The organism is Achromobacter insuavis (assembly GCF_902859645.1).
Lineage (GTDB): Bacteria > Pseudomonadota > Gammaproteobacteria > Burkholderiales > Burkholderiaceae_B > Achromobacter > Achromobacter insuavis.
In genome coordinates this window covers 1-18,489 of record NZ_CADIJR010000028.1, presented here as the reverse complement: position 1 = coordinate 18,489, position 18,489 = coordinate 1, and the positions used below count along the sequence as shown (strand labels likewise).

The following is an 18,489-nucleotide window of genomic DNA, read 5'->3' as shown; positions in this document are numbered from 1 at the left end:
GCGGCATTTGATCGCGATTTATAACCGCATGAACTTAAAGGGGATTTTGTACCTGTGCAGGAGTTATCTGCCAGGTTGTCCACAATTCCTGGGGATAAACGGGACCGGAGCCCCGTTTATCTTCCCCCGGGCGGGCGCCCGGGGGAGGCAGGACGCGCTCAGGCGCCCAGGTCGACGCAGAGGTACTTGATCTCGAGGTATTCCTCGATGCCGTACTTCGAGCCCTCGCGGCCCAGGCCGGATTGCTTGACGCCGCCGAACGGGCCGACTTCGTTGGAGATCAGGCCGGTGTTGATGCCGACGATGCCGTACTCCAGCGCCTCCGACACGCGCCAGATGCGGGCGTAGTCGCGGGTGAAGAAGTAGGCGGCCAGGCCGAAGATGGTGTCGTTGGCCATGCCGATGACTTCCTCTTCGGACTCGAAGCGGAACAGCGGCGCCACCGGGCCGAAGGTTTCCTCGGTCGCGAAGCGCATCGACTGGGTCACGTCGCGCACCACGGTCGGCTCGAAGAACGTGCCGCCCAGCGCGTGCGGCTTGCCGCCGGCGATGACCTTGGCGCCGTGCGCGGTGGCGTCGGCGATGTGCTCCTGCACCTTCTCGACCGCGCTGGCGTCGATCAGCGGACCCTGCGTCACGCCGTCGCCGAAGCCGTCGCCGACCTTCATGGCGTTGACCTTGGCCACCAGGCGCTTGGCGATTTCCTCGTACACGCCGGCCTGCACGTAGATGCGGTTGGCGCATACGCAGGTCTGGCCGGCGTTGCGGTACTTCGAGGCCAGGATGCCGTCGACCGCGCGGTCCAGGTCGGCGTCGTCGAACACGATGAACGGCGCGTTGCCGCCCAGTTCCAGCGACAGCTTCTTGATGGTGGGGGCGCATTGCTCCATCAGCGTGCGGCCGACTTCGGTCGAGCCGGTGAAGCTCAGCTTGCGCACCACGTCGCTTTCGCACAGCGCCGCGCCGATCTCGCGCGAGCTGCCGGTGATGACGTGGAACACGCCGGCCGGCACGCCGGCTTCCTCGGCCAGCACCGCCAGCGCCAGCGCGGTCAGCGGCGTCTGCTGGGCGGGCTTGACCACCATGGTGCAGCCGGCGGCCAGGGCCGGGCCGACCTTGCGGGTGATCATGGCGGCGGGGAAGTTCCACGGCGTGATGGCGGCGGTGACGCCGATCGGCTGCTTGAGCGCCAGCAGGCGCTGGCCGGCCTTGGGGCTTTGCAGCACGTCGCCGTCGATGCGCTTGGCTTCCTCGGCGAACCACTCCAGGAACGAGGCGGCGTAGGCGATTTCACCGGCGGCCTCGGTCACGGGCTTGCCCTGTTCCGAGGTCATGATGGCGGCCAGGTCCTGCTGGTTCTGCATCATCAGCTGGGCCCACTTCAGCAGGATCGCGGCGCGTTCCTTGCCGGTCTTGGCGCTCCAGGCGGGCAGGGCGGCCTCGGCGCTGGCGATGGCCTGCTCGGTCTCCTTGCGGCCCAGCTTGGGCACCGACACGATGGTCTTGCCGGTGGAGGGGTTGTCCACGGGGATCGACGGGCCGTTGCCGGCGGATACCCACTTGCCGTCGATGTAGCAGGCGTCGCGCAGCAGTTCCGGGCGCGCCAGGGGATGGGTCAAAGAAGTCATTGCAATAGTCCTAAGAGTTAGGCCCACCCCCGAAGCGCTGCGCGCTTCCCCCTCAAGGGGGCATGCCCGCGGACCGGCGGAGCCGGATCCGCGGCATCCCGATGGGGGCGCCGGCTCAGGATTGTGGGATGGCGCGATAACGCCATGGAAAACGGATATCCGGCCGGGCGCGGCTCAAGCCCGTTGAGGCTGCCGCTACCGGCCGGATGAACGAAATGCGCCCGGTTCCTATGCTGCCAGGGCCTCGGACAGGATGGCCAGCGCGCGATCGAACTGGGCGTCGGGGATGGTCAAGGGGTACAGGAAGCGCAGGACGTTGCCGTACACGCCGCAGCTCAGCAAGATCAGGCCTTGCTCGATGGCGCGGGCCTGCACCTTCTTGACCGCCTCGGCGTCGGGCTTGCCGTTGGCGTCGTTCAGTTCCAGCGCCACCATCGAACCCAGGCCGCGCACGTCGGCGATGCCCGGCACCTTGGCGCGCAGGCCCTCGAGGTGGGCGCGCAGCTTGTCGCCCAGCTGCACCGCGCGTTCGCACAGCTTTTCTTCGGCAATCACGTCCAGCACGGCGTGGGCCGCGGCCACCGCCAGCGGGTTGCCGGCGTAGGTGCCGCCCAGGCCGCCCGCGGCCGGGCCGTCCATGACGTCGGCGCGGCCGACCACGCCCGAGATCGGGAAGCCGCCGCCCAGGCTCTTGGCCATGGTGATCAGGTCGGCCTGCACCGAGTGGTGCTCCATGGCGAACAGCTTGCCGGTGCGGCCGAAGCCGGTCTGCACTTCGTCGGCGATCAGCAGGATGCCGTGCTCGTCGCAGAGCTTGCGCAGGGCCACCATCAGTTCGGGCGGGGTGATGTTGAAGCCGCCTTCGCCCTGCACCGGTTCGATGATGATCGCGGCGACGCGCTTGGGATCGATGTCGACCTTGAACAGCAGGTCCAGCGCCTTGAGCGAGTCGGCCACGGTGATCGACTGGGTGCCGTTGGGGAACGGCACGTGGTAGATGTCGCCCGGCATCGGGCCGAACGACAGCTTGTAGGGGGCGACCTTGCCGGTCAGCGCCATGCCCAGCATGGTGCGACCGTGGAACGAGCCCGAGAAGGCGATGACGCCCGAACGGCCGGTGGCCGAGCGCGCGATCTTGATGGCGTTTTCAACGGCTTCGACGCCGGTGGTGAAGAAGGCGGACTTCTTCAGGCCGTCGATCGGGGCCAGGCGGTTGATGCGCTCGGCCAGCGAGACGTAGCCTTCGTACGGCACGATCTGGTAGGCCGTGTGGGTGAAGTTGTCGAGCTGGGCGCTGACGGCGGCCTTGACCTTGGGGTGCAGGTGGCCGGTGTTCAGCACCGCGATGCCGCCCGCGAAGTCGATGTATTCCTTGCCGTTGGCGTCCCACAGCGTGGCGTTCTCGGCGCGCACGGCATAGAAGTCGCACATGACGCCGACGCCGCGCGGCGTGGCCAGGGAACGGCGGGTATTCAAATCCTGATTCTTCATCTCAGCCTCGAATGGCAAGTGGGCGGTAAACCCTTACTTTAATGCTACTATGGCCCCATTGGTGGGAACCACTTTTATAAATCAGGTAGAACCAATTGCGGTCCATCGTCGGAGACTTGTTGCAGCTGCGCCTGGCCGATGCCGACGGCGGGCCGATGAACAAGCGCCTGTACCACGGCATCCGCGAGGCGATCCTGGAGGGTTCGATCGCCGCCGACTCGCGCCTGCCCGCCTCGCGCGACCTGGCCGCCGAGCTGGGCATCGCCCGCAACACCGTGGTGCACGTCTATGGCCAACTGCTGGCCGAGGGCTACACCCGCAGCCTGCAGGGCAATGGCACCTTCGTCAATGCCTCGCAGCCCGATTCCTACCTGGCCAGCGGCCGCCAGTCGCGCCGCGCGCCGGTGCCGCAACCGCGTCCGGCGCTGTCGGCGCGCGGCGCCGCCATCGTCGACGGCGTCTCGGCCTCGCCCTACCAGTGGGGCGCCTTCATGCCGGGCGTGCCCGACCTGACCGAATTCCCGCACAAGAAGTTCGGCCGCATCTTTTCCGCGCTGTGGCGCAATCCCGCGCCCGACCTGCTGACCTATGCCTACGGCGGCGGCCTGCCGGCGCTGCGCGAGGCGCTGGCCCAGCACCTGGCGCTGACGCGCTCGATCGACTGCGACCCCGACCAGATCCTCATCACCGAAGGCTCGCACCAGGCCATCGACCTGGCCACCCGCATCCTGGGCGAGGCCGGCGAGACCGCCTGGGTCGAGGACCCGGGCTACTGGGGCGCGCGCACGGTGCTGCAGGCCAACGGCCTGCACACGGTGCACCTGCCGGTCGACGAAGAGGGCATGCGCCTGCCGGACGCCGACGCCGCGCCCGGCATGGCGCCGCCGCGCTTCATCTTCGTGACGCCGTCGCACCAGTATCCGCTGGGGCCGGTGATGTCGCTGGCGCGGCGCCGGCAACTGCTGGCGGTGGCGCGCCGCCACGGCAGCTGGATCATCGAGGACGACTACGACAGCGAATTCCGCTTCTCGGGCCGGCCCATCGCCTCGCTGCTGGGCCTGGAGCCGGACGCGCCCGTGATCTACATGGGCACCTTCAGCAAGACACTGTATCCGGGCCTGCGGGTCGGCTACCTGGTGCTGCCCAAGCCGCTGACCGCGGCGTTCCAGGCGGCCCACGCCGAGCTCTACCGCGAAGGCCACCTGATGACGCACGCGGCGCTGGCCACCTTCATCGCCGAGGGCCACTACGCCGCCCACATCCGCCGCATGCGCATGCTGTACGCGCGTCGCCGCGCCATGCTGGTCAACCTGATCGAACGGCGCCTGGGGCCCGACTGGCTGCACCGCGACGCCAGCCTGGCCGGCCTGCACCTGGTGCTGACATTGCCGCCTCACATGGACGACCTGCGGGTGGTCGAGGTGGCGCGCCGCAAGGGCGTGCTGACGCGCGCGCTGTCGCGCTACTACGTCGGCGCCGAAGGCCGCCGGCCCGGCCTGCTGCTGGGCTACGCCTGCGTGCCGGAGCACGACATCGCGCGCAAGTTCGAGGTGCTGCTGGAAAGCCTGGCCGAAGTGGCGCGCATGACGCCCGCCGCGCCGGCGGTGGCGGCGCAGCCCGCGTAATTCAGGTCAGGGGGCGCCGCCCAGCGCCGCCGCGAAAGCCGTGGCGTTGCGCATGCCCTGGTCCTCGAAGTTGGTGTTGAACACGGCGTGCGCCTGCGCGCTCTGCCGCGCCAGGTCCTGGAAGCGGCGCGCCAGTTCGGCCAGCTCGGCCTCGGAATATTCATATTGGAAGCGCCCCGACGACGCGGCGCCGCTGGCGTTCCAGGTGGCGGCGTTGCGCCCGTGCAGGCGCAGCAGCGTCAGCTCGGGATGGGTGCAGGCCCACACGGCCGGCACGCTGTTCTCGAACCCCTGCGGCGCGTCCACCACGGTATGCACCACGCCCAGCTCGCGCTCGAACGCCAGCGTGGCGGCCGTGGCCTCGGACGAGTCGAACCAGCTGTGGTGGCGGAATTCGACCGACAGCAGGTGTTCCGGCAGGCGCCGCGCGCCTTCGGCCACCAGGGCGCGGCCGCGCGCGTCGCGCCGGATCCAGGGCGGGTACTGGAAGTGCACCGCGCCCAGCTTGCCGGCCATGCGCAGCGGTTCCAGCGCCAGCGTGTAGCGGCGCCAGAGCTCGTCGCGCAGATCCTCCGGCATGGCGTGGTGGTAGATGACCGGTTCGGGCCAGTCGGCCAGCTCGCGGCGGATGTCGGCGGGCAGCGAGGCCAGCGGCGTCTGGTGGCCGGTGAAGAGGCGGTAGGCCTTGATATTGAAGACGAAATCGTCGGGCGTGCGCTGCGCCCACAGGTAGGCGTTGTCGGCGCTGGGCAGGGCGTAGTAGCTGGAATCGACCTCGGCCAGCCCGAAGCGGGTGGCGTAGAAGCGCAGCCGTGACTGGGCGTCGTGCGCCTCGCGCGGGTAGAAGCGGCCGCACGCCAGCAGCGTGGGATCGGTCCAGGAAGCGGTGCCGGCAAGCAGGCGCATGGGGAAATCGGGCGTAGCGGGAGCGGGAGGCGATGCGGTTATGATACCTGGATATATCCCCAGGTATCGGACCGCGCCGACCGCGCCCGCCGCCCTCCATTTCACGCCCCATGTCCGACCAGAATCCCGTCAACCCGTCCAGCCGTCCCGATCCCCTGGCCGACCTCAACCCCGCCCAGCGCGAGGCCGCCGAGTTCGGCGTCGGCGGGGCGGGCGGCGACGGGCCGCTGCTGGTGATCGCCGGCGCCGGTTCGGGCAAGACCAACACCCTGGCGCACCGTGTCGCCCACCTGATCCTGAACGGCGCCGATCCGCAGCGCATGCTGCTGCTGACCTTCTCGCGCCGCGCCGCCCAGGAAATGGAACGCCGCGTCGGCAGCGTGCTGCAGCGGGTCATGAACCTGCGCGGCGGCCAGCAGGCGCCGTCGCTGCCCTGGGCCGGCACCTTCCACGCCATCGGCGCGCGGCTGCTGCGCGATTGCGCCCAGCGCATCGGCCTGTCCGAGGCCTTCACCATCCACGACCGCGGCGACGCCGAGGACCTGATGGGCATGGTGCGGCACGAACTCGGCCTGTCGTCCACCAAGTCGCGCTTTCCGCTCAAGGGCACCTGCCTGGCGATCTACTCGCGCGTGGTCAACAGCCAGACGCCGGTGGCCGACGTGCTGCACGCCACCTTCCCGTGGTGCGCGCAATGGGAAGACGAACTCAAGAGCCTGTTCCGCGCCTACGTCGCCGCCAAGCAGGACCAGCAGGTGCTCGACTACGACGACCTGCTGCTGTACTGGGCCGAGATGATGGGCGACGCGGCCATCGCCGCCGACGTCGGCGCGCGCTTCGACCACGTGCTGGTCGATGAATACCAGGACACCAACCGGCTGCAGGCCGCCATCCTGCTGGCCATGAAGCCCGATGGCCGCGGCCTGACCGTGGTGGGCGACGACGCGCAGTCGATCTATTCGTTCCGCGCGGCCACGGTGCGCAACATCCTCGATTTCCCGGCGCAGTTTCCGCAGCCGGCGCGCGTCATCACGCTGGACCGCAACTACCGCTCGACCCAGCCCATCCTGAACGCCTCCAACGCCGTCATCGGCCTGGCGGCCGAGCGCTATGCCAAGGATCTCTGGAGCGACCGGCCGTCGTCGCAGCTGCCCGAGCTGGTCACCGTCAGCGACGAAGGCGGCCAGGCCCGCTGGGTCGCCGACCAGGTGCTGGCGCAGCGCGAGGGCGGCGCCACGCTCAAGTCGCAGGCGGCGCTGTTCCGCACCTCCAGCCACAGCGCCGCGCTGGAACTGGAGCTGACCCGGCGCAACATCCCCTTCGTCAAGTTCGGCGGCCTGCGCTTTCTGGAAGCGGCGCACGTCAAGGACCTGCTGTCGCTGCTGCGCTGGGCCGAGAATCCGCGCGGGCGCATGGCGGGGTTCCGCGTGGCGCAACTGCTGCCCGGCATCGGCCCGGCCACCGCCGGCAAGCTGATGGACGCCATGGCGCAATCGGCCGAGCCGCTGCGCGCGCTGCGCGAATTCAAGCCGGGCGCGGCGGCGCAGGCGGAGTGGGGCGCGTTCGCCGACACCTACGCGGCGCTGGCCGACCCCAAGCTGCGCTGGCCCGCCGACGTCGACCTGGCGCTGCGCTGGTACGCCGGCCAGCTCGAACGGCTGTACGACGATGCGCGGGTGCGCAAGACCGACCTGGACCAGCTGGTGCGCATCGCCGCGGGCTACCCGTCGCGCGAGCGCTTCCTGACCGAACTGACGCTGGATCCTCCCGACGCCACCAGCGACGAATCCGGCGCGCCCTCGCGCGACGAGGACTACATGATCCTGTCCACCATCCACTCGGCCAAGGGCCAGGAATGGAAGGCGGTCTATGTGCTGAACGTGGTCGACGGCTGTATTCCGTCCGACATGAGCACCGGCACCGCCGAAGAGATCGAGGAAGAGCGGCGGCTCCTGTACGTGGCCATGACGCGCGCCAAGGAACGCCTGCAGCTGATCGTGCCGCAGCGCTTCTACGTGCACCAGCAGACCGGCATGGGCGACCGCCACGTCTACGGCTCGCGCACCCGCTACATCACCAACGCCATGCTGCCGCTGTTCGACCACCTGCCCAAGCTGCCGGACCTGCCGGCGCGCGAGGCCAAGGCGCCGCAGGCGCCGAGCGTGGACGTGGCCAAGCGCGTGCGCAACCTGTTCGCATAGCGCGCGCGGTCCGGCGGGTTCGCGCGCCGCGCCCGCCGGGCGGCGCGCGGCCGCGCCCATGCGCCGGTGGGCTATCATCGGCCGATACGCTGGATACACGTTGCACCCGCAGGGCTCGCATCGCCAAAGGATGTCTATGTCTACCGAAGAGAATGCCGCCGCCGCTGCGCCCAAGAGCGAAGTCGTGGCGTCCATCGCCTATGTGAATGGCCGGCGCGACCACGAGGTGCCCATCGAGGAGGTGGGCAAGCACGTCGATGCCAAGCGCAGCATGCTGTGGATCGGCCTGCGCAATCCCAGCCCGGAGCGGCTGGCCGACGTGGTCAACCAGCTCGGCGCCTGCGACAAGAACCAGGAAGAGATGCTGGAGTCGCACCGCCGGCCCAAGATCATCGACTACGGCAACATGGTGCTGATCGTCGCCATCACCGTCGAGGTCGAGGCCGAGCGTCCCATCTTCGGTGAAACCCAGTTCCTGATCGGCGAGGGCTTCCTGGTCACCGTGCGGCGCGGCGCCACCGCCGGCCACAGCCCCTTGCGCGAACGGCTGGAGTCCTCGCCCGACCTGCTCAAGCGCGGCAGCGACTACGTCGCCTCCGAACTGCTGGACTGGCTGGTGGACCGCTACGTGGCGGCGGCCGGCAAGATCGAGTCGGTGGTCGAGGGCGCCGAACAGAAGCTGCTGATCCGCGGCGCCAAGGATTCCGACATCCGCAGGCTGTATCGCCAGCGCCGCGACCTCCTGCGCATCCACACCGTGGTGTCGCCGCTGGCCGAGATCTGCCGGCGCCTGGCGCGGGTCGAGATGTCGGCGGTGGACGAGCATGCCCGGCCGTATTTCGGCGAGGTGGCCGACCGCGTGCTGCGGGTCGATGAACTGTTCAATTCGCTGCGCGAGTCGCTGGCCTTCGCCTTCGAAGCCAGCCTGATGATCGGCCAGGCCGCGCAGAACGACACCACCCGCAAGCTGGCCTCCTGGGCCGCCATCCTGGCGGTGCCCACGGCCATCGCCGGCATCTACGGCATGAACTTCAAGTTCATGCCCGAGCTGGAATCGCCGTTCGGCTATCCGGTCACGCTGGGCGTGATCGCGTCGGTCTGTTCGTTCCTGTACTGGCGTTTTCGCAAGTCGGGCTGGCTGTAGGACTACGCCCGCCGGGAGCATGGCGGCGACGACGCGCTTTGCCGCGCGGCGCCGGCGCGGCTGTGGCAAACTGCCTGCGTTTTCCTCTTCGGAGCGCGGCCCGTGCGCGGCAAATCTCCCCTTGGCGGCGGCAGCAGGCTGACCGCCCTCGTCGTCGCCGTGATCCTGGCGGCGGCCGGCGCCCTCGTCAACTGGCTGCAACCGTCCCGCCAGGGCGGCGAGCGCCCGGCCGAACGGCCTGGCGCCAGCGCACCGGCGGCAACCGGCAAGTCCGGCGCGGCCCCGGCCGGCGGCGTCCCCGCCGGCAGCTATACCCTGACCGGCATGATCGTCAACGTCGCCGACGGCGACACCGTGACGCTGCGCGCGCCCGACGGCCAGCGCCGCATCCGCATGGACAGCATCGACGCGCCCGAGGAGGGCCACGGCGCCGACCAGCCCGGCCAGCCTTACGCCGAGGCCGCGCGCCAGCACCTGGCCAGCCTGGTGGCCGGCAAGACCCTGACCGCCCAGTGCTACCTGAAGGACCAGTACGGCCGCGACGTCTGCGCGCTGATCCTGGACGATGGCCGCTCGGCCAACCGCCTGCAGGTCGAGGCCGGCTACGCCTGGGCCTACACCGCGCGCCAGGGCGAGTACCTGAACGACAAGGCCATGCCCGACCTGCAGCGCCAGGCCAAGGCCGCCGGCCGCGGCCTGTGGGCCGGCAAGGAGCCAATGCAGCCCTGGAAGTGGCGCTACGACTGCTGGCGCCAGCGCCAGTGCGGGTGATGGCCGCGGACCCGCAAGTTCCCTAGGGGGATGCCAGGGTACTGGGGCGGATGCACCTTTGCTATCCTCTGTCGCACTGAATAGAAGGAAAGGTTTCCATGCGTGCTTTGATGCGGCTCTGGGCGGCGGCCATGATGCTGTTGCTGGCGTTGGCGGGCTGCTCCCGGGAGGGCAGTCCCATCAACAGCCCCTATCCGGCCGGCGCCGAAAGCCAGAACACGCTGTATTCCGCCTTCGTCAAGCGTTCGCCCAAGTACCTGGATCCGGCCAGTTCTTATTCCGGCGATGAAACCCCTTATACCTACAGCATCTATGAGACGCTGTACGGCTACCACTACCTCAAGCGGCCTTACGAACTGATCCCGCGCGCCGCGGCCTCGATCGACCCGCCGGTCTACCTGGATGCGCAGGGCAAGGTGCTGCCGGCCGACGCGCCGGGCGAGCAGATCGCCGAAAGCGTCTACGACATCAAGATCAAGCCCGGCATGCGTTTCGCGCCGCACCCGGCCTTCGCCCGCAAGACCGACGGCAGCTACGACTACTTCCCGATCGCGCCGGAGGACCTGGCCGACAAGTACGCCATCCCCGATTTCCCGCGCACCGGCACCCGCGAACTCACCGCCGACGATTACGTCTACGCCTTCCGCCGCCTGGCCAGCCCGCGCGTGGTGTCGCCGATCTATTCACTGATGGCCGAATACGTCAGCGGCCTGAAGGACTACGGCGACCGCCTGCGCGAGCGCGACAAGGCGTTGCGCCGCGACCTGCCGGGCGGCGCCGGCGCCTCGTGGCTGGACCTGCGCGAGGCCGACGGCTTCACCGGCGTGCAGGCGCTCGACCCGCACACGCTGCGCATCCGCGTCAACGGCAAGTACCCGCAGTTCAAGTACTGGCTGGCCATGACCTTCACCGCGCCCGTGCCCTGGGAGGCCGACCGCTTCTACAACCAGCCCGGCATGGCCGATCACGACCTGTCGCTCAACACCTGGCCCGTCGGCACCGGACCCTACATGCTGGCCGAGTCGCTGCAGAACCGCCGCCACGTGCTGGCGCGCAATCCCAACTTCCACGGCGAACCCTATCCCTGCGAAGGCGAGCCGGGCGACCGCGCCGCGGGCCTGCTGGCCGATTGCGGCAAGCCCACGCCCTTCATCGACCGCGCCGTCTTCAGCGTCGAGAAGGAAGCCATTCCGCTGACCGGCAAGTTCATGCAGGGCTACTACGACGTGCCGCAGATCGAGCGCGGCGAGTACGGCGTGGCCATGCTGGTGGCCGCCGGCGACAGCCAGGACAAGGCGCGCAAGTATGCCGAGCACGGCATCCGCCTGCCCACCACGGTCGAGACCGCCAACTGGTACATGGGCTTCAACTGGCTCGATCCGGTGGTGGGCAAGGGCGACACGCCCGAGCAGGCCGAGAAGAACCGCAAGCTGCGCCAGGCCATCAGCATCGCCTTCGACTGGGAGGAATACGTGGCGGTGTTCGAGAACAGCCAGGCCTCGGTGGCCTACGGCCCGGTGCCGCCCGGCGTGCTGGGCTACCGCGAGCCGCCCGAGGGCGTGAACCCGGTGGTCTACGACCTGGTCGACGGCAAGCCGGTGCGCAAGTCCATCGACACCGCACGCAAGCTGCTGGCCGAGGCCGGCTATCCCGACGGCCGCAACGCCGTCACCGGCGCGCCGCTGGTGCTGTACTACGACTCCATGACCGGCGGCGGCTCCAATCCGCAGTTCGACTGGATGCGGCGGCAGATGGCCAAGATCGGCGTGCAGATGGACGTGCGCTCGACCGACTACAACCGCTTCCAGGACAAGATGCGGCGCGGCTCGGCGCAGATCTTCCTGTGGGGCTGGAACGCCGACTACCCCGACGCCGAGAACTTCCTGTTCCTGCTGTACGGTCCCAACGCCAAGGCCAAGAACGGCGGCGAGAACGCCGCCAACTACGACAGCCCCGAGTACGACAAGCTGTTCGAGCAGATGAAGTTCCTGGACGACGGTCCCGAAAAGGAAGCCCTGATCCAGCGCATGGTCGCCATCGTGCAGCGCGACGCGCCCTGGATGTTCGGCTACTTCCCGATGTCGGGCGGCGCCTACCAGCAGTGGGTCGGCAACGCCAAGCCGACCCAGATGGTGCGCAACACGCTGCAGTACATGAAGATCGACCCGGTCCTGCGCGAGCGCAAGATCGACGAGTGGAATTCCCCCATCTGGTGGCCGGTGGGCCTGTTCGCGCTGCTGATCGCGCTGGCGATCTGGCCGTCGTACGTGGCGCTCAAGCGACGCGAGCGGCAGACCGCCTTCGTCCCGGCCGCGCGCAAGGAGCATCAATCATGATCGGCTACGTCATCCGCCGGCTGCTATATGGCGTGCTGATCCTGATCGGCGTGAACCTCTTCACCTTCATCCTGTTCTTCGCGGTCAACACGCCCGACGACATGGCGCGCCTGGCCATCGGCGGCCAGCGCATCAGCCAGGACGCGGTCGAGAAATGGAAGGTCGAGCACGGCTACGACAAGCCGCTGTTCTACAACGCCCAGGCCAAGGGCGCGGCGCAACTGACCGACACCGTGTTCTACCAGCGCTCGGTGCCGCTGTTGGCGATGGACTTCGGCGCCTCCGATGGCGGCCGCGACATCGGCCGCGAAATCCAGACCCGCATGGGGCCGAGCCTGGCGCTGGCGGTGCCGACCTTTTTCCTGGGGCTGTTCGCCAGCATCGTGTTCTCGCTGACGCTGGTGTATTTCCGCGCCACCCGGCTGGATTTCTGGGGCGTGGTGGTGTGCGTCATATTGCTGTCGATCTCCAGCCTGTTCTACATCATCGCGGGGCAGTGGATGTTCGCCAAGCTGCTGCGGCTGGTGCCGTTCTCGGGCTTCGAGGGCGGCCTGGACATGGTCAAGTTCCTGGCGCTGCCGGTGCTGGTGGCGATCGTCTCGCGCCTGGGGCCCGAGGCGCGCTTCTACCGCACCCTGTTCCTGGAAGAGATCGGCAAGGACTACGTGCGCACCGCGCGCGCCAAGGGGCTGGCCGAGCGCGTGGTGCTGTTCCGCCACGTGCTGCGCAACGCCATGCTGCCGATCCTGACCAGCACGGTTGCCGCCTTGCCGCTGCTGTTCATGGGCAGCCTGATCGCCGAATCGTTCTTCGGCATCCCGGGCCTGGGCAGCTACACCATCGACGCCATCAACGCGCAGGATTTCTCCATCGTGCGCGCCATGGTGTTCCTGGGGGCGTCGCTGTACATCGTGGGGCTGATCCTGGCCGACATTTCCTACACGCTGGCTGACCCCCGCGTCCGATTCGAGTAGCCGCCATGCCCAAGTTCGTATTCCTCTGGACCGACATTGCGCTGTGGCTGATGGTGCTGGGCGCGCTGGCCTATGCCTGGCACGTGCGGCGCAGCCCGAACCTGCGTTCGACCTGGGCGCGGGTGGCGCGCGACACGCCGGCGATGTGCTCGGCCGTGGTGCTGGCCGCGTTCGCGCTGGTCGGCCTGCTCGATTCCGTCCACTACCGCCCGCAATTGCCGCCCGCGCCGGGCGCCGCCGCCGACGCCGCGCCGGTCTACGCGCCGGCGGTCAAGTCGGCGCTGGACGGCCTGCTGGGCGGCAGCGTGCTGACCCAGCCCGAAAAAACCTATTCCAGCCCGCTGGCGGTGCGCCAGTTCACCAAGGAGACCCTGCTGGTCGACGACAAGCCGGTGCGCGACTTCCCGCGCCTGCGGGCGGCCGGCACGCACCTGGCCGATCCCGACCGCGACCACCTGGGCGACGTCTACTACCGCCTGGGCCTCGGCCTGGCGGCCGGCCTGGCGGTGTCGCTGGTCGGCGCCGGCCTGCTGTTCGCCTGCCTGGCGCGGCGCCAGGGCGCCGCGGCGGCGGCCGAGGCCCTGCTGGGCGGACGCGCCGAGGTGCCGTGGCGCGCCATGGCGATCACCTTCACCCTGCTGTGCCTGGTGGCGGGGGCGCTGGCCGGGCTGTCCAGCGGCTACCACGCCCTGGGCACCGACCGCATCGGCAACGACGTGCTGTGGCAGGCGCTCAAGAGCATCCGCACCGCGCTCGTCATCGGCAGCCTGACCACGCTCGCCATGCTGCCGCCGGCCATCGTCTTCGGCATCGCGGCCGGCTATTTCAAGGGCAGGGTGGACGACGCCATCCAGTATCTGTACACCACCATCACCTCGATCCCGGGCGTGCTGCTGGTGGCCGCCTGCGCGCTGATGATGCAGGTCTACATCGACAACCACGCCGAGCTGTTCGACACCTCGGCGGCGCGCGCCGACCTGCGCCTGTTCCTGTTGTGCATGATCCTCGGCTTCACCGGCTGGGCCGGCCTGTGCCGCCTGCTGCGCGCCGAGACCCTCAAGCTGCGCGAGCTGGAATACGTGCAGGCCGCGCGCGCCTTCGGCGTGTCGCACTGGCGCATCATGACACGCCACCTGCTGCCCAACGTCGCGCACCTGGTGCTGATCACCGTGGTGCTGGAATTCTCCGGGCTGGTGCTGTACGAGGCGGTGCTGTCGTACCTGGGCATCGGCGTCGATCCCAGCATGAATTCCTTCGGCTCGATGATCGACGGCGCGCGCCTGGAAATGTCGCGCGACCCGATGATCTGGTGGAACCTGATGACCGCCTTCCTGTTCATGCTGGCGCTGGTGCTGGCCGCCAACCTGTTCGCCGACGCCGTGCGCGACGCCTTCGATCCGCGCACCCGCCGCTACAAGCCGGGCCGCCTGCCCGGCATGGGCTGGTTCGGCCGCCGCCCGGGCGCCGCGCTGGCGGCCGACGCCCGATCCACCAAACCGGGAGACGCGCCATGAGCCAGGATATCCGGCAGGACACCCCCTTGCTGGCCGTGCGCGGCCTGGACGTCGACATCGCCGGCGAGAGCGGCATGACGCACGCGGTCAAGCGCCTGCAGCTGGCCATTTCGCAGCGCGAGACCTTTGCCCTGGTGGGCGAGTCCGGCTGCGGCAAGAGCATGACCGCGCTGGCGCTGCTGCGCCTGCTGCCGGACGCCGGCCGCATCGTCGGCGGCCAGATCGACCTGGATGGCGAGGACCTCAACCGCCTGCCCGAGAGCGCCATGCGCGGCGTGCGCGGCGGCCGCATCGGCATCATCTTCCAGGAACCGTCCACCAGCCTCAACCCGGTCATGCGGGTCGGCGACCAGATCATCGAGACGCTGGTGGCGCACACGCCGCTGCGCGGCGCCGCGGCCCGCGCCCGCGCCATCGACTGGCTGCGGCGGGTCGGCATCCCCGAGCCCGAGCGGCGCGTGGACGACTACCCGTTCCAGTTCTCCGGCGGGCAGAAGCAGCGCGTCATGATCGCCATTGCGCTGGCGGCGGAACCCTTGCTGCTGATCGCCGACGAGCCCACCACCGCGCTCGACGTCACCGTGCAGGCGCAGGTGCTGGCGCTGCTGGCCGACATCCAGCGCGAGATCGGCATGGCGGTGCTGCTCATCACCCACGATCTGGCGGTGGTGCGCAACGTCGCCCACCACGTGGCCCTGATGCGCGGCGGCGAGATCGTCGAAAGCGCCAGCGCCGAGGAATTCTTCCGCGCGCCCAAGCATCCCTACGCGCGCCAGCTGTTCGACGCCATTCCCACTTTCGAGAAGCGCGGCGTGCCGCTGAGCGAGGCCGGCCGCGCCGCCCTGGGCGCGGACGCGGCCGTGGCGCGCAAGCGTGCGCGCGAACCCGGCGTGGTGCTGGACGTGCAGGACCTGAAAGTCCATTACCCGGTGCGCAAGGGCCCGTTGCGGCGCGTGGCGTCATGGGTCAAGGCGGTCGACGGCGTGACTTTCAGCCTGCGCGCCGGCGAGACCCTGGCGCTGCTGGGCGAGTCGGGTTGCGGCAAGACCACCACCGGCAAGGCCTTGCTGCGGCTGATCGACGGCGCCCGCATCTCCGGCCGCGCGATGCTGCAGGGGCAGGATCTGCTGACCGCCGACCGTGCCCGGCTGCAGCGTCTGCGCCAGGACATCCAGATCGTGTTCCAGGATCCCTACGCCTCGCTCGATCCGCGCATGCGGGTCGGCGACATCCTCGACGAAGGCCTGGAATCGCTGCGCCGCGGCATGGGCGCGCAGGCGCGCCGCGACCGCGCCGTCCGGCTGGTCGAACGGGTCGGCCTGCCGGCCAATACGCTGGCGCGCTATCCGCACGAGTTCTCGGGCGGCCAGCGCCAGCGCATCGCCATCGCCCGGGCGTTGGCGGTCGAACCCAAGGTGCTGATCTGCGACGAGCCGACCTCGGCGCTGGACGTGTCGGTGCAGGCGCAGATCCTGGACCTGTTGCGCGAGCTGCAGGACGAGCTGGGCATCGCCTACCTGTTCATCACCCACAACTTCGGCGTGGTCGAATACCTGGCCGACCGCATCGCGGTGATGGAGGGCGGCCGCATCGTCGAACTGGGCGAGGCCGACGCGGTGCTGCACGCGCCGCGCCAGGACATGACGCGCCGGCTGCTGGAAGCCGTGCCCAGGCTGCAATTCGGCCAGGCCTGAGCCGGGTCCTCCCCTTGCCGCCGGGGCGGGGGACGGCCGGAATCATGCGATACTGTCTCTTCGAACACCGCGAAAAACGATCTTGCGCGTGACGCCGCCAGCCGGCCGCGCCCGCACAGGATCGCGCACACGTCACCCGGCCCGCCAGGCCAGGTCGGCCAGCGATTCCCCGACATCCGTCGGAACGTCCCGAGTCATCGCGCCGTTGGCGCGCATGGCTCGTTTCACCGGAATACGCCATGCACCGACCTTTTTCTCCCGCCATTCCCCTTGTTCACGCCACCATCGCCATTGTCGGCGCCGGCCTCGGCGGCCTGACGTTGGCCCGCGTCCTGCACCGCCACGGCATCGCCGCCACGGTCTACGAGGCCGACGCCTCGCCCGCGGCGCGCACGCAGGGCGGATTGCTGGATATCCACCCGCACAACGGCCAGGCCGCGCTGCGCGCCGCCGGTCTGTACGAGGCCTTCCTGCCCCTGGTGCGGCCGGGCGAGGATGCCAAGCGCGTGGTCGACCGCCACGGCCGCGTGCTGCTCGACCGGCCGGGGCAGGGCCAGGCGCGGCCGGAGGTCGACCGCGGCGACCTGCGCCGGCTGCTGATCGATTCGTTGCCGCCGGCCGCCATCCGCTGGGGCCACAAGCTCACCGCCGCCGCGCCCCTCGCGTCTGGCCGTCACCGGCTGGCGTTCGCCAATGGCGCGACGGACACGGCCGACCTGTTGGTCGGCGCCGACGGGGCCTGGTCGCGGATCCGTCCGCTGCTGTCCGGCGCCGCGCCGGCCTACGTCGGCACGACCTTCTTCGAGAGCACGCTGTTCGACGGCGACCGCCGCTATCCGGACAGCGCGCGCGCGATCGGCCATGGCACGCTGATGGCGGTCGAACCCGGCCAGGGCATCCTGGCGCATCGCTACGCCGATGGCACCCTGCGCAGCTACGCGGCCGTGAACTGGCCGCTGGCGGCGGTCGACGCGCTGGTCCGCGATGGCCAGGCCGCCGTGCGCCAACGCATCGCCGCCGCATTCGCGGACTGGGCGCCGGCGCTGCGCGCGCTGGTCATCGAGAGTGATGGGGCGGTCATCGCCCGGCCCCTGCATGCATTGCCGGTCGAGCATCGTTGGCCGCGCATCGCCGGCGTCACGCTGGTGGGCGACGCGGCGCACCTGATGTCGCCGTTCGCGGGGGAGGGCGCCAACCTGGCCCTGTTCGACGGCGCCGAGCTGGGCCTGGCGCTGTGCCGGCATCCCGCCGACCTCGGCGCGGCGCTGGCGGCGTACGAACAGGCCCTGTTCCCGCGCAGCGCGGCGGTGGCGGCGCGAACGGCGCGGAACCTCCAGCGCTTCTTCGGCCCCGACGCGCCTGGCAGCGTGGCGGCGCTGTTCGCCGCCCAATGAAAACCGCGCCCGGATCCTTGCGGATCGGGGCGCGGCGCGTCGAGGCTGGCGCCTCAGTCGTGGGCGTTGCGGGTCTCGAGCCAGACCAGGGTGTCGTGCCTCAGGGCGCGCACGCATTGCGCCAGGAAGGCATGCACCACCTCCAGTTCGCCGGCGTCGTAGCGCCGGGCCATCAACACCACCGCCTCGGCCACCCACTGGCGTTCCTGGGCCAGTTGCTGGCACTGCTCCTCCACCGGCCGGATCACGATCATGCGGCGATCCAGCGGATGGCGGCCCCGTTGCACATAGCCAGCCGCTTCCAGGCGGTTGATCAGCGCGGTGGCGCCGCCGGAGCTGATGCCCATCAGCTGGGCCAGTTGGCCGGTGGGCAGGGCATCGAACTCCATCACCAGTTCCAGCGCTTTCAGATCCGCCAGGGGGATACCCATTTTCTCCGCCAGGGCCGATTGGCAGGCCGCGTTGTACACGGCGAACTGTCGGCCCAGCATCAGGGCGATATCGTCAAGCATTCCGGGCCGCAGATCGTTGTTGCGAGATTCAGGCATCACGGTCACATGCTCGTGGTGAACGATGGATTCTTGTTGCAGCATGGCGTCGCTCCCTCACGGATCCGGTTGATTACTTCTTGGCCGTCAGGCCGCCGAGCAGGCCGCCCAGCAGACCGCCGTTGTTGCCGCCGGTGCTGGCGCCGCCGCTGACGCCGGCCGTCACGCCGCCCAGCAAGCCGCCCAACAGGCCGCCGTTGTTGGCCGAACCCGAGGCCCCCGCACCCGCGCCCGCTCCGGCACTGGCGCCGGCCGAGGCGCCG

General features: G+C 69.7%; 13 protein-coding genes and 1 pseudogene. 9 read left to right on the top strand and 5 right to left on the bottom strand.

What is annotated here, in order from left to right:
• Positions 1-158 precede the first annotated feature (158 nt).
• A complete protein-coding gene (locus H0523_RS15665) occupies positions 159-1,628 on the bottom strand; it encodes an NAD-dependent succinate-semialdehyde dehydrogenase (protein ID WP_054431942.1) in 1,470 nt (489 codons plus the stop codon).
• A gap of 228 nt (positions 1,629-1,856) precedes the next feature.
• Positions 1,857-3,119, bottom strand: coding sequence for a 4-aminobutyrate--2-oxoglutarate transaminase (gene gabT / locus H0523_RS15660; RefSeq protein WP_054431941.1), 1,263 nt, complete (start codon positions 3,117-3,119; stop codon positions 1,857-1,859).
• 95 nt (positions 3,120-3,214) lie between these two features.
• Here gabT and pdxR point away from each other — a divergent pair, with 95 nt between their 5' ends.
• The gene (gene pdxR, locus H0523_RS15655; RefSeq protein WP_353739089.1) at positions 3,215-4,744 is read left to right on the top strand and encodes a MocR-like pyridoxine biosynthesis transcription factor PdxR; all 1,530 of its coding nucleotides are present in this window, start codon (positions 3,215-3,217) and stop codon (positions 4,742-4,744) included.
• Positions 4,745-4,750: 6 nt separating this feature from the next.
• Here the strand turns inward: pdxR and H0523_RS15650 are convergent, their stop codons facing one another.
• Positions 4,751-5,650 carry a DUF72 domain-containing protein gene (locus tag H0523_RS15650; protein ID WP_054431940.1) on the bottom strand — a complete coding sequence of 300 codons (900 nt, stop codon included), beginning with the start codon at positions 5,648-5,650 and terminating at the stop codon, positions 4,751-4,753.
• A gap of 110 nt (positions 5,651-5,760) precedes the next feature.
• Here H0523_RS15650 and H0523_RS15645 point away from each other — a divergent pair, with 110 nt between their 5' ends.
• From H0523_RS15645 to H0523_RS15610, 8 genes are all read left to right on the top strand, one after another.
• The gene (locus H0523_RS15645) at positions 5,761-7,851 is read left to right on the top strand and encodes an ATP-dependent helicase (protein WP_054431939.1); all 2,091 of its coding nucleotides are present in this window, start codon (positions 5,761-5,763) and stop codon (positions 7,849-7,851) included.
• A gap of 136 nt (positions 7,852-7,987) precedes the next feature.
• Positions 7,988-8,995 carry a magnesium and cobalt transport protein CorA gene (locus tag H0523_RS15640; RefSeq protein WP_054431938.1) on the top strand — a complete coding sequence of 336 codons (1,008 nt, stop codon included), beginning with the start codon at positions 7,988-7,990 and terminating at the stop codon, positions 8,993-8,995.
• A gap of 102 nt (positions 8,996-9,097) precedes the next feature.
• Positions 9,098-9,766, top strand: a complete 669-nt coding sequence (locus tag H0523_RS15635; RefSeq protein WP_054431937.1) for a thermonuclease family protein — start codon at positions 9,098-9,100, stop codon at positions 9,764-9,766.
• A 98-nt stretch (positions 9,767-9,864) separates the two neighbouring features.
• A complete protein-coding gene (locus H0523_RS15630) occupies positions 9,865-12,102 on the top strand; it encodes an ABC transporter substrate-binding protein (protein ID WP_156350124.1) in 2,238 nt (745 codons plus the stop codon).
• Entirely contained in the window at positions 12,099-13,076 is a 978-nt protein-coding gene (locus H0523_RS15625) for an ABC transporter permease (RefSeq protein ID WP_054431935.1), read from the top strand. Before H0523_RS15630 ends, H0523_RS15625 begins: the two co-directional genes overlap by 4 nt.
• Before the next feature lie 5 nt (positions 13,077-13,081).
• Entirely contained in the window at positions 13,082-14,590 is a 1,509-nt protein-coding gene (locus H0523_RS15620; protein WP_054431934.1) for an ABC transporter permease, read from the top strand.
• The gene (locus H0523_RS15615) at positions 14,587-16,284 is read left to right on the top strand and encodes an ABC transporter ATP-binding protein (RefSeq protein ID WP_054431933.1); all 1,698 of its coding nucleotides are present in this window, start codon (positions 14,587-14,589) and stop codon (positions 16,282-16,284) included. The genes H0523_RS15620 and H0523_RS15615 overlap by 4 nt, the downstream gene beginning before the upstream one ends.
• 239 nt (positions 16,285-16,523) lie before the next feature.
• Positions 16,524-17,678 carry an FAD-dependent oxidoreductase gene (locus H0523_RS15610; protein ID WP_054431932.1) on the top strand — a complete coding sequence of 385 codons (1,155 nt, stop codon included), beginning with the start codon at positions 16,524-16,526 and terminating at the stop codon, positions 17,676-17,678.
• 53 nt (positions 17,679-17,731) lie between these two features.
• Here H0523_RS15610 and H0523_RS15605 read toward each other — a convergent pair whose 3' ends face one another.
• Together H0523_RS15605 and H0523_RS15600 are read right to left on the bottom strand one after the other, a co-directional pair.
• Positions 17,732-18,271 (bottom strand): MarR family winged helix-turn-helix transcriptional regulator, encoded by a 540-nt coding sequence (locus H0523_RS15605; RefSeq protein WP_006390271.1) that lies wholly within the window; start codon positions 18,269-18,271, stop codon positions 17,732-17,734.
• Between the two features lie 28 nt (positions 18,272-18,299).
• Positions 18,300-18,489, bottom strand: a pseudogene (locus H0523_RS15600) (collagen-like triple helix repeat-containing protein); the annotation flags it as partial.

Coding starts and splice junctions, on each gene's coding strand:
- H0523_RS15665 (WP_054431942.1), bottom strand. CDS start 1,628: ATGACTTCTTTGACCCATCCCCTGGCGCGCCCGGAACTGCTGCGCGAC.
- gabT (WP_054431941.1), bottom strand. CDS start 3,119: ATGAAGAATCAGGATTTGAATACCCGCCGTTCCCTGGCCACGCCGCGC.
- H0523_RS15650 (WP_054431940.1), bottom strand. CDS start 5,650: ATGCGCCTGCTTGCCGGCACCGCTTCCTGGACCGATCCCACGCTGCTG.
- H0523_RS15645 (WP_054431939.1), top strand. CDS start 5,761: ATGTCCGACCAGAATCCCGTCAACCCGTCCAGCCGTCCCGATCCCCTG.
- H0523_RS15640 (WP_054431938.1), top strand. CDS start 7,988: ATGTCTACCGAAGAGAATGCCGCCGCCGCTGCGCCCAAGAGCGAAGTC.
- H0523_RS15630 (WP_156350124.1), top strand. CDS start 9,865: ATGCGTGCTTTGATGCGGCTCTGGGCGGCGGCCATGATGCTGTTGCTG.
- H0523_RS15625 (WP_054431935.1), top strand. CDS start 12,099: ATGATCGGCTACGTCATCCGCCGGCTGCTATATGGCGTGCTGATCCTG.
- H0523_RS15620 (WP_054431934.1), top strand. CDS start 13,082: ATGCCCAAGTTCGTATTCCTCTGGACCGACATTGCGCTGTGGCTGATG.
- H0523_RS15615 (WP_054431933.1), top strand. CDS start 14,587: ATGAGCCAGGATATCCGGCAGGACACCCCCTTGCTGGCCGTGCGCGGC.
- H0523_RS15610 (WP_054431932.1), top strand. CDS start 16,524: ATGCACCGACCTTTTTCTCCCGCCATTCCCCTTGTTCACGCCACCATC.
- H0523_RS15605 (WP_006390271.1), bottom strand. CDS start 18,271: ATGCTGCAACAAGAATCCATCGTTCACCACGAGCATGTGACCGTGATG.